The sequence below is a fragment of the Streptomyces sp. NPDC033221 genome (assembly GCF_055577005.1).
Window position 1 is genome coordinate 255479 of the sequence record NZ_JBVIQN010000008.1, and the last position, 12656, is coordinate 268134.

The 12656-nt window shown below is 72.9% G+C and carries 12 protein-coding genes; 2 read left to right on the top strand and 10 right to left on the bottom strand.

What is annotated here, in order from left to right:
• Nucleotides 1-109 precede the first annotated feature (109 nt).
• The 5 genes from ACZ53K_RS13580 to ACZ53K_RS13600 all read right to left on the bottom strand — a co-directional run bounded on the left by ACZ53K_RS13580 (nucleotide 110) and on the right by ACZ53K_RS13600 (nucleotide 4250).
• The gene (locus ACZ53K_RS13580; protein WP_468835265.1) at nucleotides 110-1444 is read right to left on the bottom strand and encodes an LCP family protein; all 1335 of its coding nucleotides are present in this window, start codon (nucleotides 1442-1444) and stop codon (nucleotides 110-112) included.
• 244 nt (nucleotides 1445-1688) lie between these two features.
• The gene (locus ACZ53K_RS13585) at nucleotides 1689-1943 is read right to left on the bottom strand and encodes a hypothetical protein (RefSeq protein WP_468835076.1); all 255 of its coding nucleotides are present in this window, start codon (nucleotides 1941-1943) and stop codon (nucleotides 1689-1691) included.
• Nucleotides 1944-2069: 126 nt separating this feature from the next.
• A complete protein-coding gene (locus ACZ53K_RS13590) occupies nucleotides 2070-2774 on the bottom strand; it encodes a hypothetical protein (RefSeq protein WP_468835078.1) in 705 nt (234 codons plus the stop codon).
• A gap of 68 nt (nucleotides 2775-2842) precedes the next feature.
• Entirely contained in the window at nucleotides 2843-3808 is a 966-nt protein-coding gene (locus ACZ53K_RS13595) for a M56 family metallopeptidase (RefSeq protein WP_468835081.1), read from the bottom strand.
• Nucleotides 3809-3815: 7 nt separating this feature from the next.
• On the bottom strand, nucleotides 3816-4250 hold the full coding sequence (locus tag ACZ53K_RS13600) for a BlaI/MecI/CopY family transcriptional regulator (RefSeq protein ID WP_468835268.1): 435 nt from the start codon (nucleotides 4248-4250) through the stop codon (nucleotides 3816-3818).
• A gap of 169 nt (nucleotides 4251-4419) precedes the next feature.
• Here ACZ53K_RS13600 and ACZ53K_RS13605 point away from each other — a divergent pair, with 169 nt between their 5' ends.
• Nucleotides 4420-4995: a TerD family protein gene (locus tag ACZ53K_RS13605; protein WP_468835084.1), complete on the top strand. Its 576-nt coding sequence runs from the start codon at nucleotides 4420-4422 to the stop codon at nucleotides 4993-4995.
• A gap of 107 nt (nucleotides 4996-5102) precedes the next feature.
• Here ACZ53K_RS13605 and ACZ53K_RS13610 read toward each other — a convergent pair whose 3' ends face one another.
• Both ACZ53K_RS13610 and ACZ53K_RS13615 read right to left on the bottom strand, forming a co-directional pair.
• Nucleotides 5103-5558, bottom strand: a complete 456-nt coding sequence (locus ACZ53K_RS13610; protein ID WP_468835087.1) for a tellurite resistance TerB family protein — start codon at nucleotides 5556-5558, stop codon at nucleotides 5103-5105.
• Nucleotides 5559-5814: 256 nt separating this feature from the next.
• Entirely contained in the window at nucleotides 5815-7197 is a 1383-nt protein-coding gene (locus tag ACZ53K_RS13615; RefSeq protein WP_468835090.1) for an alkaline phosphatase, read from the bottom strand.
• A gap of 414 nt (nucleotides 7198-7611) precedes the next feature.
• Between ACZ53K_RS13615 and ACZ53K_RS13620 the strand changes: the two genes are divergently transcribed.
• A complete protein-coding gene (locus ACZ53K_RS13620) occupies nucleotides 7612-8148 on the top strand; it encodes a DUF6344 domain-containing protein (RefSeq protein ID WP_468835093.1) in 537 nt (178 codons plus the stop codon).
• A 144-nt stretch (nucleotides 8149-8292) separates the two neighbouring features.
• On the opposite strand, the gene ACZ53K_RS13625 is transcribed toward ACZ53K_RS13620, so the two are convergent.
• The 3 genes from ACZ53K_RS13625 to ACZ53K_RS13635 all read right to left on the bottom strand — a co-directional run bounded on the left by ACZ53K_RS13625 (nucleotide 8293) and on the right by ACZ53K_RS13635 (nucleotide 12650).
• Entirely contained in the window at nucleotides 8293-10467 is a 2175-nt protein-coding gene (locus ACZ53K_RS13625) for an MFS transporter (protein WP_468835095.1), read from the bottom strand.
• 109 nt (nucleotides 10468-10576) lie between these two features.
• Complete coding sequence (locus ACZ53K_RS13630; RefSeq protein ID WP_468835098.1) at nucleotides 10577-11188, bottom strand: GNAT family N-acetyltransferase; 612 nt, start codon at nucleotides 11186-11188, stop codon at nucleotides 10577-10579.
• A 157-nt stretch (nucleotides 11189-11345) separates the two neighbouring features.
• On the bottom strand, nucleotides 11346-12650 hold the full coding sequence (locus ACZ53K_RS13635; RefSeq protein ID WP_468835101.1) for a sensor histidine kinase: 1305 nt from the start codon (nucleotides 12648-12650) through the stop codon (nucleotides 11346-11348).
• Between the last annotated feature and the right edge of the window lie 6 nt (nucleotides 12651-12656).

The window sequence follows — 12656 nt, forward strand, 5'->3', positions numbered from 1 at the left end:
CTTACACCACCCCCCCCCCCCCCCCCCCCCCCCCCCCCCCCCCCCCCCCCCCCCCCCCCCCCCCCCCCCCCCCCCCCCCCCCCTCCGCCGTTTCAGGTGGCCGCGGGGGTCAGCCCGTCGTGCTGAACCCCTCGCCCACCGTCAGTGTCACCACGCCGGGGCCGGCGGCCGTCGCGTCCGCCGACTTCTCCGTCTTCACGTTCGTCAGCCGGGCGGAGAGCACCTTCGCCTGCGCCTCCATCGACGCGGGGTAGGTGATGGCCGTCTCGGTGGCTCCGGGGGCCGCGTTGCCGGTGGAGACCACCGTGAAGCCCAGCTTGCGCAGGTCCGCCGCCGCGTTGGCCGCGTAGCCCGGCGTGCCCGTGCCGTTGAGGACCCGTACCTTCACCGAGCGCGCGGTGACGAGCTGCTTGGCGTCGGCGGCCAGCTTGTCCTTGTTGACTTCCCTGTCGTGCGCCAGGTCGCTGAAGAGGCCGCCGGCCTGCGGGTACTGCCACACCACGTTCGCCTTGTCGGTGGGCACGTCCGCCTCGCGCGAGTAGTTCGGCACGGTCAGGAAGGTGAGCCGGTTGCTGGGGATGTCCTTGACCGTGGAGGCCAGTTCGGAGAGCGGTTTGACGCCCGCCAGCTCGTTGTCCGTGGTGATCGACTTGGTGGCCGAGTCGAGGAAGTCGTACAGCGCGCCGGGGCTGGTCAGCTTGGACTGCGCCTTCGCGCCGAGCGCCTTCATGAACTCCTGCTGGCGGCCGATGCGGCCGAGGTCGGAGCCGTCGCCGACGCTGTAGCGGGTACGGACGTAGCCGAGCGCCTTCTCGTCCTGGACGTTCTGGCAGCCCGCCTCCATGTCGAGGTGCGCCTTCTTGTCGTGGATCGCGGTCTTCGGGCAGACCTCTATGCCGCCCAGGGCGTTGACCATGCCCTTGAAGCCCTGGAAGTCGACCGAGGCGAAGTGGTCGATGCGCAGCCCGGTGTTCTTCTCGACGGTCTTGATCGTGCAGGCCGCCGCGTTGGCGACGTCGCCGCTCTCACCGCCGATGGTGAACGCTTCGTTGATCTTGAAGTGGTGGGGCTTCGAGGTACGGCCCTTGCCGGTGTCGCAGGCCGGAATGGACACCCAGGAGTCACGCGGGAAGGAGACGGCGGTGGCCCACTCGCGGTTGGCGGCGATGTGCAGCACCATCAGCGTGTCCGACTGCATCGTGTCGAGGTTCTTGCCGTACTTGGAGTTGGCGCCCGCACGGCTGTCCGACCCGACGACGAGGATGTTCTTGGAGCCGGGGCTGAGGTTGGCGGGGCGGTCGCCGCCGAGGCGGCTGCCGACGTCCGCGCCGTGGATGTTGCCGTCCAGCTTGAAGTAGACCCAGCCGCCGACACCCGCCGTGATCAGCAGGAGTACGCCGATGACGCCGCCGGTCCAGGCGAGGATGCGGCCGCGCCGGGTCATCCGGGCCTTGCCGGGCCGGCGGCCGCGGCCGGACGCCGGCCCGGCGGCGCGCCGCCCTCTGCCGGGGCCCGAGCGGCCCGGGCCCGGACGGTCGGCCCGCCGGGAGGTCCCGGCGGTGCCGGAGCGGCCCGCGGTGCCGGTGGGGCCCGAGGGCCCGGAGGGGACGGAGGTGCCGGTCTGGCCGGAGGGTGCGCCCCGCCGGGGCCGCTGCCTGTCTTGCACGCCTAATGGTCCTTCTGGTGCGTCAGATGCCCGCGCTCGGCAGAACGAGAATCCGGTCGGGGTCGTACGGAAACCACTGCGGGCAACTGCCGCCGCTGCCGCGCATCGTACGCAACCGACACCACAGTTCGCCTGCCCCGTCCCGCCACCAGGCGCTGATGCGGCCCAATTCCCACGCGCCGTCGGGGTGTTGGAGCTCCACCGGCTGGTAGACCCACAGCACCTCCGCCTCCGGAGGGGGGCCGCCGCCGTGCGGGGGTCCGGACCTCGTTGTCATCTCCCCCTCCCGCCACGCCCGTTGCGAACGTTTTGGCGCACTCTACAGCCCGGATCTACACGGCTGTAGAAGCGTCCGGGTGTGGGGCGGATCACATCCGGGGTGCGACGGGGGCGCCGCGGGAGGTCAGGGAGCGGGGAAGGCCGCCGGTGGTTTCAGGTGGTCGCCCGCCAGGTCGTCCCCCTTCTTCCACGCCGGGTCGTACGCGCACGGGGCGACCGTGCCGCCGTGCAGCCGGTCCTGGTCGCCGTACCAGGTCACCACCTGCCGTCCGTCCCCGCCGCGTTCCGCGCGGACCTCCCACTCGTTGTTGACGGTCTTCCCGTACGCCTTGATGCGCCAGCCGGCGTCCTTCAGGTGGTCCCGCAGCCGCTTCAGCGCGGGCAGAGCCGTCTTTCCGGGTACGTGGTCCAGCTCCCAGCTGTGGCTGAGCCGGTAGGCACCGTCCACGGACCGGTCGCGGACGCTCTCCCAGCCGCCCGGGTGGCAGTAACCGGAGTCCAGTGTGTTCACCGTGCGCGTTCCGGGGCCGGTCGGCCGCTCGCCCGGCGGCAGGACGCGTCGCAGGCCCATGGCCCGGTAGGCGTCCTCGGACGTGCCGATGACCCGCTCGGCCATCTTCTCGGGGGCCACCTCGGCGTAGTCCTCGGGGACCGCCGACTCGACCGAGATGACGGCGATCACCCCCAGCACCAGCAGGACCGGCAGGGCCGCCGCGATGCCGCAGCCGAGGGCGGTCGCCCTGAGGGGCCGGAACGTCTCGCTCCGGTCGGCGGGGGCGGCACTGCCCGTGCTCCCGGCCGCTGCGCTGTCTTCTTCCACGGTGGCCACAGCCGCACGCTACGGAGCGCACGGCCCCCGCACCTGAGCGCGAACCCCCATCACCTGGGCGCGGCTACTCAGAGCGGGGTGGCCGCCTTCAGGACGAGGAAGAGGGCCACCGCCGCGTTCAGCGCGGAGAGCGCCGAGGCGGCGGTGCCCGCGGCGGCGACCAGGGCGGCCAGGCCCGCCGGGGTGAGGGCGGGCGGCCAGCTGCGGGCCGGGGGCACGGGGTCCAGGAGCGCCGCCACGCGGCGCGGCACGGGGCCCGGTCCGGGCACGGCGAAGCCCGCGAGCAGCGGGCCGGGCGTGGGGCGGGAGACCAGTGCGGCCTTGCCGACGGCCCGGGCGGTCAGCCGCCGGTCGCCGACGGTCCGTGCCGCCTCCTCGTCGGCCCAGCGTTCGGCGCTGAAGGCGACCGCCGCGCGCAGCGGCAGCAGCAGCGGGTTGGCGCAGCCGGCCAGCCGTACGGCGAGCTGGTAGCGGTGGTGGCGTTCGGCCAGGTGGGCCCGCTCGTGGGCGAGCAGGGCGCGGCGCTCGTCGCTGTCCAGGCTGCGCAGCATGCCGCGGGAGACCGCGATCCGGCCGGGGCGCGCGGGCCTGCCGGGGCGGGCGGGCAGGCCGGGTACGGCGTAGGCGTACGGGGTGTCGTCGGGCAGCACCGCCAGTTCCGTGGCGGACGGCAGGCCGTCCAGCGCGCGGTGCGTACGGGAGCGGACGCGGTAGTGGCGGCGCAGTTCGGTGGCACCGGCCGTCAGGACGGCCGCGAGCCCGGCGATGGCTGCCGTACCGGCGACCTCGGCGATCGGGACCGCGGCCCGTACCTCCGGGTCGGACCAGCCGTCGGGCAGCGGGTTGCCGGGAAGCTGGGCGGTGCCCACCACCATCAGCAGCCCCAGGCACAACGTGCTGCACACGCCGAGGACCACGGCCAGGGCGGTGAGCAGGCGGGTCGTGCTGCGCGGGTGCAGATGCTGGCCGGCCAGGCGGGCGATCGGCAGCGCGGTCAGCGGCAGGACGAGCGGGAGGAAGACGAAGACGCCCATGGGTCAGTCAGTCTCCGGAACTCTCGGCCGCTCCGGGCCCCTCGCCGGTGGCGCGCTCCAGCAGGGTGCGCAGCAGCTGCTCGTCCTGGGCGGAGAGCGCCGAGACGAAGCTGGCCAGGACGGCGTCCCGGTCGGTCTCGCTGTCCAGGACGCGGCGCATCCGCAGCGCGGCGAGCCCGGCCTCGTCGGCGGCCGGGGTCCACGCGTAGGACCGGCCGACGCGTTCGCGGGTGACGGCCTTCTTGGCGTGCAGGCGGGAGAGGATCGTCATCACCGTCGTGTAGGCGAGGTCGTCGCCGAGGTGGTCCTGTACCCAGGCGGCGGTGGCGGGGCCGGGCGCCCGGTGCAGCGCGGCCAGTACCTGGGCCTCCAGCTCGCCCTGGCCCCGGCGGCGCGCGCGGTCGCGCCCGCCCGGATGGCCGTCGAAGGGGTCCCCGTTCATTGCCGTCGCCTCCCGTTCGTACCGCGTGCCCCGCGCGGCGGGGGCGTCGCCGCATCCTACTGAGCGGTCCGGGAACGCGTCCCGCTCCTCGTTCGTCATCTTCTACAGCACTGTAGATTTTGTGGCCCGCCGCACAGCGAGGCCACACCCCGACCCGGGAGGAACATCCATGGGAGTCTCGCTGGCCAAGGGCGGCAACGTCTCGCTGTCGAAGGAGGCGCCCGGCCTGACCGCCGTGACGGTGGGCCTCGGCTGGGACGTCCGTACGACCACCGGCGCCGATTACGACCTGGACGCGAGCGCCCTGCTGTGCAACGAGTCGGGCAAGGTCGTCTCGGACCGGCACTTCGTCTTCTACAACAACCTCACCAGCCCGGACGGCTCGGTGCAGCACACCGGCGACAACCTCACCGGTGAGGGCGAGGGTGACGACGAGTCGGTCAACGTGAACCTGGCGGGCGTGCCCGCCGAGGTCTCCAAGATCGTCTTCCCGGTGTCCATCCACGACGCGCAGACCCGCGGCCAGAGCTTCGGCCAGGTCCGCAACGCCTTCATCCGCGTGGTCAACCAGGCCGACGGCAACGAGCTGGCCCGTTACGACCTCACCGAGGACGCCTCCACGGAGACCGCCATGGTCTTCGGCGAGCTGTACCGGCACGGCACGGAGTGGAAGTTCCGCGCGGTCGGCCAGGGCTACGCCTCCGGGCTGGCCGGCATCGCGGCGGACTTCGGCGTCAACGTCTGACCCGTACCGGCGGGTGAGCGAATGCGACGGCGGGCCCGCGGCGTGTGTGCCGCGGGCCCGCCGCCGTATGACGCGCCCGTGCGGCGTGCCCGTGTGACGCGGTCCGGTCAGAGGTCGAACTCGGCCGGCGGGATGTCCAGCGCGTAGCAGACCTCGCGCACCACGGCCTGCTCGGTCTTGTCGAAGTCGCCGTCCGCGCCGCCGATGACGATGCCGATCTGGATGACGGCACGCGCCTCGACCGGCTTCTTCTTCACCTTGCCGATCTCCTGGAGGAGGCCGACCTTGCCGAAGTCGAAGTCGGCGGCCAGCTTGTCCAGGTAAGCGTCGAAGCGGTGGCGCAGGTCGTCGGCGGAGAAGTTCTGCAGCACCTCGTTGGTGGCGATGAGCTGGGCCACCCGCTGCCGCTCCGAGGGGTCGACGGACCCGTCCGCGGCGGCGACGAGCGCGCACATCGCCATGCTCGCGTCCCGGAAGGCGCCGCTCTTCAGGTCGTTCTTCTTCGCGACGAGCTGGGTCTGCATCGTCTGGGCGGAATCCTTGATCCGGTCCCACAGAGCCATGTGGATCTCCTTGTCGTTCCCGCGTGGTGCCGCGCATCGCTGCTGTTCGAGTAATGCGCAAGCAAAATCTACAGGCTTGTAGATTCTCGCGGGACACCACCACCCGCCGAGGCGGCCGTACCGGATCCGCCGGCCGTCGCGGGTGCGCACGCGCGAAGGGCCGGGGCATCCGCCCCGGCCCTTCACCCCCCGTTCCCCCGTTCCCCCGGAAGCCCCCCTCGGGAGATTCAGGTGGCCGTAACCCGCTGCCCGCCCGTCAGCGCAGCCGCAGTGCGGTGCGGAGGGTGCCGAACAGCTGGGTCTGGTCGGTGACGCCGAGCACGCGGTACGCCTGCGGGCCCTGCGCGGCGATCCGGACCTGCGTGCCGGTGTGCTCCTGAGACTTGCCCGGCGTGTTGGTCGAGTAGTTCACCTTCAGCTTGCCGCCCTCGTCGGTGACGAGCGTGGACGAGAGGCCGGGCGGGTTGGCGTCCAGCGGCACGATCTGGCTGGAGTGGCCGTGGTCGGCGGTGGTGACCACGAGCGTGTCGGGGTGCTTGGCGGCGTAGTCCCGGGCCACCTTCACCGCGCGGTCGAACGCCGCGGTCTCGCCGATCTGCCCGCAGGGGTCGGCCGCGTGGTCCTGCTTGTCGATCGAGGCGCCCTCGACCTGGAGGAAGAAGCCCTTGTCCCGGCCGTGGCCGCGCTGCGACTTCTGCTTCTTCTCCAGCAGCTGGATGGCCTTGGCGGCCTGCTCGTCCAGGGCGGGCGTGCCCGCGGGACGCTGCGGGTTGGCGGTCGCGCAGCGCTGCGGGCCGGTGCCGCCGACGGCGGCCGGCTTGCCGGTCCACTCCACGGGCACGGTGCCCGGAGCGAACAGTCCGAGCACCGGCTTGCCGCCCGCGACGCTGCGGACCCGCTTGAGTCCGTCCCGGTCGGTCACGACCTGGTAGCCCAGCTTGCGGGCCTGCTCGGCCACCGTCAGACCCTTGTACGGGCCTTCGGTGATCTTCTGGTCGAAGCGCTGCTTGCCGCCGCCGAGGAGCACGTCCACCTTGTGGTTCACGCTCTGCTCGGCGATCGAGCCGGGGCCGCCCCTGCCGATCGTGTCGGTGGGGCACTTGGCCATGTCGGCCGGGCCCTGGCAGCTGCGGTCGGTGGCGTGCGAGGCGAGGACGGCCGGGGTGGCGTCGGTCAGCTCGGCGGTGGTGACGGAGCCGGTGGCGTAACCGTTCTGCTGCGCCAGCTCCAGGATCGTCGGGAGCGCCTTGTCGGTGTCCGGCGTCTTGGAGATCCGGCCGTTGACCGTCTTGTGGCCGGTGGCCCAGCCGCTGCCGCTGGCGGCGGAGTCCGTGACGTAGTCCGGCTTCTTGTTCCGGTCGACGGCGTACGTGGTGTAGCTGCCGGTCATCGGGAACTTGTCCATGTCGAGGCGGCCCGCGGCCCCCACGGTGTAGTCCCGGGCGAGGGTGATCTCGCTGTCGCCCATCCCGTCGCCGATCAGCAGGATGACGTTCTTCGCCGCCCCGCCCCTGACCGCCCGCTCCGCCTGGTCCTCGGACCCGAACGCGGCGGCTCCCGCGGGCACGGCCGCGGCGGTGGCGAGCACCACGGCGGCACCGGTGATGACGCCACGGCGGGACAGGCGCAGTCTTCGCATGAGTTCTCCTCTTCGCACGTCGGCCGGATGCCGACGCAGCGAAGCCCACCAGCCCATGGTGAATACCCGGTGACCACTGCACGGCGTCTTGGCCGCCGCAACCCCAACGGCGGGCGTCGGCGCGCGGGCGGGGGCGCGGACCGCGTGCGGAAACCGGTCAGCAAGCTGTCGGCCACCGGTCGGCCACCGGTCGACCGGTACGGGCCCGGTGCCGCCGACCGGGTGGTGTTCATCAGAAGAACGGCGAATCGCGGTCGTCGGTCCTCGTGTTCCCGCCGCGTCTACACATCATGAGGAAAGTACGCAAATCGGTCATCGGGACAAGCGTCTCAGCGGCGCTGTGCCACCGCTTCACCGCGGCGCCGCCCCGAGGCCCCGGAACCACCGCAGGACCGAGCAGAGAAGAGAGGGATCATGGCCACCACCAAGGTCACGAAACTCTGGACCGCCTTCGCCGTCATCATCGTCAAGCTCCTCGCCGCACTGGGGTTCCGCACCCCCGGCTCGGCTTCCTCCGCGTTCCCCGTCCCGGCCGCCGCCGCGGCCGACGAGGAGACGTACCGTACGGCCGCGGCGCTCGCCGCCCTCGGGGCCGGCAGCGCGACCGGCGGGCGGGAGGCGGCCGCGCCGCCCGGCAGCAGGACGGCCGCCGCGCCGTCCGCACCCGAAAGCCCGCACGGCGAGCGCGACTTCGGGTACCCGTCGGCCACGCCGCTGTACGCCGCGCCCCGGATGATGTACGGACGGACCCTGCCGCCGACGATGAAGCAGCGCATCCGCGCCGAGGCGCACGGCGCGGCGCCCAGCTCCCGCTGCGTACAGACCGACGCCTTCGACGCCCCGTACACCTGCCCCGCGAGCGCCCCGCCGGCCCGCGCCGCCTCGGTGCCGCAGGCCCGCGCCGCGGTGCCCGCCGCACGTCGCCCCGAACGCGTCCTCTGCCCGGCCTGAGCCGTACGGACGACGGCGCGGCCGAGCGGCTGAGCCGTACCGAGCGCGTGCCCGAGCCGTAACGAGTGCGGACCGAGCCGTACCGAGTGCGGGCCGAGCAGCCCGAAGCTCATGTCGGTCATGGGGGTTGCGGCCCCGACCGGCTTACGGCAGCGGCCTCTTGACGGCCTCCTGGGTGAGGACGAGATCGAGGCGGTGTTCCCGGTCACCGGTGGCGAGCGTGACCCGGTCGGCGTGCGGCGGATAGCCGGTGGCCGTCAGGGTGTAGGCGCCCTCCACGAGACCGGTGACGGCGAAAGTGCCGTCCGGGCCGGTCACGGTGTGGCCGGCGAGCGAACCCTCCTGATCCCGAAGTGTGACGGCGGCGTCCGGCAGCGGGCGCCCGTGCGGGTCCCGTACGGTGCCGCGGACCGCGGCCTCCGGGACGAGCCGGGCATCCTGACGGGCGGACGTGCCGGAGGAGACGAGTGAGCGTGCGTGCGGGCGGTGGCCCGCGGCGCTCAAAACCAGGGTGACGTTCCCCGACGGAAGTCCGGTCAGCTCCCAGCTGCCCTGCGCGTCAGCGGTCGTGGTGGCCACGACCTCGCCGTTCGCGTCGGTGAGGACGACGCGTCCGCCGCCGAGCGGCGTGCCGTCGGTGCCGCCGGACAGGGTGCCGTGGACGCGACGGGTGTGGGGCCGGGACGAGGCGACGAGGACGGACGCAGGCGTGGTGGCGCCTGCGGTGTCCGCCTGGGGCGCGGCCGTTGCCGGAGCGCCCCGCTCCTCCCCGCCGTCCGGAGCGACCAGTTCGAACTCCCCGGTCTCCTCCCCGCTCCGCGCGAGCAGCAGGGGCCGGGCCGCCGCGCGCGGGGACGGGAGGAACGCGGCCAGGACGAGGCCGATGGCGACCGCGCCGGCGGCGATGCCGAACGAGACGCGGAACCCGGCCATGGTCGGTACGGAGACGGCGCCTGCCGGGGCGGACATGTGGGCCAGGACCATGCCGATGACCGCGCTCGACACGGACGTGCCGATCGAGCGCATCAGGGTGTTGAGGCCGTTGGCGGCGCTGGTCTCCGACGGGTCGACGGCGCCGACGATCAGGGCGGGCAGCGAGGAGTACGCCAGGCCGATGCCGGCGCCCACGACGATGGCGATGATGACGGTCTGCCAGGCGGCACTCATCAGGCCCAGCCCGGCGGCGTACCCGACGGCGATGATCAGCATGCCGAGCATCAGGGTGGCCTTGGGGCCGCGCCGGGCCGATATGCGCGCGTACACGGGCGCGGTGAGCATCATCGTCAGCCCGAGCGGGGCCACGCACAGGCCCGCCACCACCATCGACTGGCCCAGCCCGTAGCCGGTGGACGTCGGGAGCTGGAGCAGCTGCGGCAGGACGAGCGAGATCGCGTAGAAGGCGACGCCGACCATGATGGACGCGAGGTTGGTGAGCAGCACCTCGCGGCGCGCGGTGGTGCGCAGGTCCACGAGCGGTGCGGCGACGCGCAGTTCGAAGACGCCCCACAGCAGCAGGAGGGCGAGGGCGCCGCCGATCAGGCCGAGGGTGGTGGGCGAACCCCAGCCCCAGTCGCTGCCCTTGGTGATCGGCAGGAGCAGGCAGACCAGCCCGGCGGTCAGCCCGATCGCGCCGAGTACGTCGAACCGGCCGGCGGCCCGTACGGAGGTCTCGGGTACGAAGGCCACGCTGAGCAGCATGGCCAGGACGCCCAGGCCTGCGGCGCCGAAGAACAGCGCGTGCCAGTCGGCCTGCTGGGCGACCAGGGACGCGGCGGGCAGCGCGAGTCCGCCGCCGACCCCGATGGAGGAGCTCATCAGTGCCATGGCCGAGCCGAGGCGTTCGCGCGGCAGCTCGTCGCGCATGATGCCGATGCCGAGCGGGATGGCGCCCATGGCGAAGCCCTGTAGCGCCCTGCCCACCAGCATCGTGGTCATGTCAACCGTAAAGCCGCAGATCAGTGAGCCGACCACCATGAACGCCAGGCTGGTCAGCAGCATCCGGCGCTTGCCGTAGAGATCGCCGAGCCGGCCCATGATCGGGGTGGCGACGGCACCGGTGAGCAGGGTGGCCGTCATGATCCAGGTGGCGTTGCTCGGGGCGGTCGCCAGGAGTGTCGGCAGGTCCTTGATGACGGGTACCAGCATCGTCTGCATGACGGCGACGACGATGCCGGCGAAGGCGAGTACGGGGACGACGGCGCCGCGCCCGGTCCGCCGGGTCCCCCGGGGTGCTTCGGGGGCTGCTTCGGTGGAATCGGGCAGGGGGTGCGCGGCGGTGGGCGCCGGTTCCCCGGCGCGCTGTTCCGTCGTCTGCGGCATAAGTGCGGCCTCCGGTCGGTGCAAGTGAATGCCCCTTGAACGCTTTTGTTGCCGTGGACATTCCAACGCCCCCTGTAAGCGCCGATAAGGGTGCCGGACGTCCGGCGCGTCAGGCTCCCGGCCTGCGCGTCATCGCCCAGGTACGCGGACCGCCGTCCGGCAGCGGGTAGCCCGCCGTCACCTCGAACCCGAGGCGCTCGTAGAAACGCACGTTGCGTTCGTCGGAGGTCTCCAGGAAGGCGGGCAGGCCCGCAGCCTCCGCGGCTTCGAGCCCGGGCCGGATCACCGCGCCGCCCAGCCCCCGGCCCTGGCGTCCGGGGTCGACACCCACCACGCCGAGGAACCACACGGGTCCGGTGGGGCGGTGCACGCCCATGGCGGCCTCGGCCCGTGCGGACACCTCGGCCCGGTCCCCGGCGATGTCCGCGAACTCCGGCGCCAGCTCCCCGAAGACCTCACCCGCCGCCACCGTCCCCGGAGTCGTCCACACGGCCACCGCGTCACCACCGTCGGCCACCCACACCCGCCCGTGGTCGAAACCGATGCGGGTGACGAAGAGTTCGTCGAAGCGGCGCAGGCGGGCGGAGTGGCCGTCGGCCGCGATGGTGTGGCGGGTGAAGGCGTATCCGTCGAAGGCCCGCTCCAGAGTGCGCAGGATGCGGGGGAGGTCCTCGCGGGTGGCGGGCCGGACTGCGGGGGTGTCGGTGGTCGCGGAGGTCACCGGATCAGGTAAGGACAGGCGGTGGCGACTGCGCAAGCCAATAAGCGGCCCGGATACGGCCCGTGGAGCCGCCGCGTGCCGGACGTTCCCGCGCCCGCCGCACGCGCAGGGCCCGGGTCGGCGACCGACCCGGGCCCCGCGTGGTGGGGGTGTGCGGTCAGGGCATGACCGTCAGGGTGCACGGAACCTGGAGGCTGACGGTCGTGGGGCCGCCGATCGGGCTGCTGATGCCGAGGGTGCCGTCGAAGGCGGCCAGCCGCCGCTGGATGCCCTGGAGGCCGCTGCCGGACTCCAGACCGGCGCCGCCGTTGCCGTCGTCGGTGACGCTCACCGCCAGCGCGTTGGCCCGGTACTGGATGTCGACCAGGACGCGGCGCGCCCCGGAGTGCTTGGTCGCGTTGGCCAGCAGCTCGCACACGGCGAAGTACGCGGCGGACTCCACGGCCGGCTCCGGGCGGGACGGCAGGTTCGCGGTCACCTGGACCTGGAGGCGGCTCTCCAGCGCGAGCGAGCGGACGGCGTCCACGAGGCCGCGGTCGGCGAGCACCGGCGGGTGGATGCCCCGTACGAGGTCCCGCAGCTCCTCCAGGGCGCGTACGGAGGCGTCGCGGGTCTCGGCCAGCAGCGTGCGGACGGCTTCGGGGTTCTCGTCCAGGAGCGATTCGGCGGCACCCAGCTTCATGCCCATGGCCAGCAGCCGGGCCTGCGCACCGTCGTGCAGGTCGCGCTCGATGCGGCGGATCTCGGCGGCGGAGGAGTCGACGACATCGGTGCGGGTGCGGGACAGGTGCTCGACGCGCAGCCCCATCTCGGCCTTGGCGGTGGGCGCGAGCAGGGAGTGGGTGATGCGGGCGTGCAGGCGCAGCACGTACGGGGCGAGGAGCAGGGCGATGGGGAGCTCGATCAGGCCGAGGCCGCCGGCGATCCAGGCGGCGTCCTGGCTGCGCACCGGCACGAACAGGTACCAGGTGCCGTCCCAGGCCTCGATCACCGGCTGCCAGATGAACGGCAGCACGATGCCGAAGAGGCCGTGGGCGAGCATCGCGAACGGGATGATCGCGAAGAGTCCGGTGACGGTGACGGCGCACTGGGCCCACAGCATGTCGCGCCAGGTCGCGCTGTCGGTGAAGATCGCCTCACACTTGCGCCAGGCGCCCTTCCAGCCGCCTTCCGTACGGGGCGCGGGCGGGTACGGCTCGGCGATCGGCACGCCGGTGTTCCCGGTCAGGCGCCGCTGGGTGTTGGCGGACCAGCGCAGGGCCGCGATCAGGCCCGGTACGAGGAAGAGGCCGAAGCCGAGCAGCGTCAGGGACATGCCGACGAGGGCGAACCAGGCGAGGAAGACGGCCAGCAGACCGAGGAAGAACATGGTCAGTCCGCGGCCCATGGCTATCCAGCCGGCGGTGAACCAGTTGCGTCCCTGACGCGCCCCGCGTGCGGCGTTCTTGGAATGTTCGGACATCTCACT

Bases quoted from the DNA above. Each gene is read 5' to 3' on its own strand.
- ACZ53K_RS13580 (WP_468835265.1), bottom strand. From the start codon at position 1,444: ATGACCCGGCGCGGCCGCATCCTCGCCTGGACCGGCGGCGTCATCGGC.
- ACZ53K_RS13635 (WP_468835101.1), bottom strand. From the start codon at position 12,650: ATGTCCGAACATTCCAAGAACGCCGCACGCGGGGCGCGTCAGGGACGC.
- ACZ53K_RS13615 (WP_468835090.1), bottom strand. From the start codon at position 7,197: ATGCGAAGACTGCGCCTGTCCCGCCGTGGCGTCATCACCGGTGCCGCC.
- ACZ53K_RS13605 (WP_468835084.1), top strand. From the start codon at position 4,420: ATGGGAGTCTCGCTGGCCAAGGGCGGCAACGTCTCGCTGTCGAAGGAG.
- ACZ53K_RS13600 (WP_468835268.1), bottom strand. From the start codon at position 4,250: ATGAACGGGGACCCCTTCGACGGCCATCCGGGCGGGCGCGACCGCGCG.
- ACZ53K_RS13625 (WP_468835095.1), bottom strand. From the start codon at position 10,467: ATGCCGCAGACGACGGAACAGCGCGCCGGGGAACCGGCGCCCACCGCC.
- ACZ53K_RS13585 (WP_468835076.1), bottom strand. From the start codon at position 1,943: ATGACAACGAGGTCCGGACCCCCGCACGGCGGCGGCCCCCCTCCGGAG.
- ACZ53K_RS13620 (WP_468835093.1), top strand. From the start codon at position 7,612: ATGGCCACCACCAAGGTCACGAAACTCTGGACCGCCTTCGCCGTCATC.
- ACZ53K_RS13595 (WP_468835081.1), bottom strand. From the start codon at position 3,808: ATGGGCGTCTTCGTCTTCCTCCCGCTCGTCCTGCCGCTGACCGCGCTG.
- ACZ53K_RS13610 (WP_468835087.1), bottom strand. From the start codon at position 5,558: ATGGCTCTGTGGGACCGGATCAAGGATTCCGCCCAGACGATGCAGACC.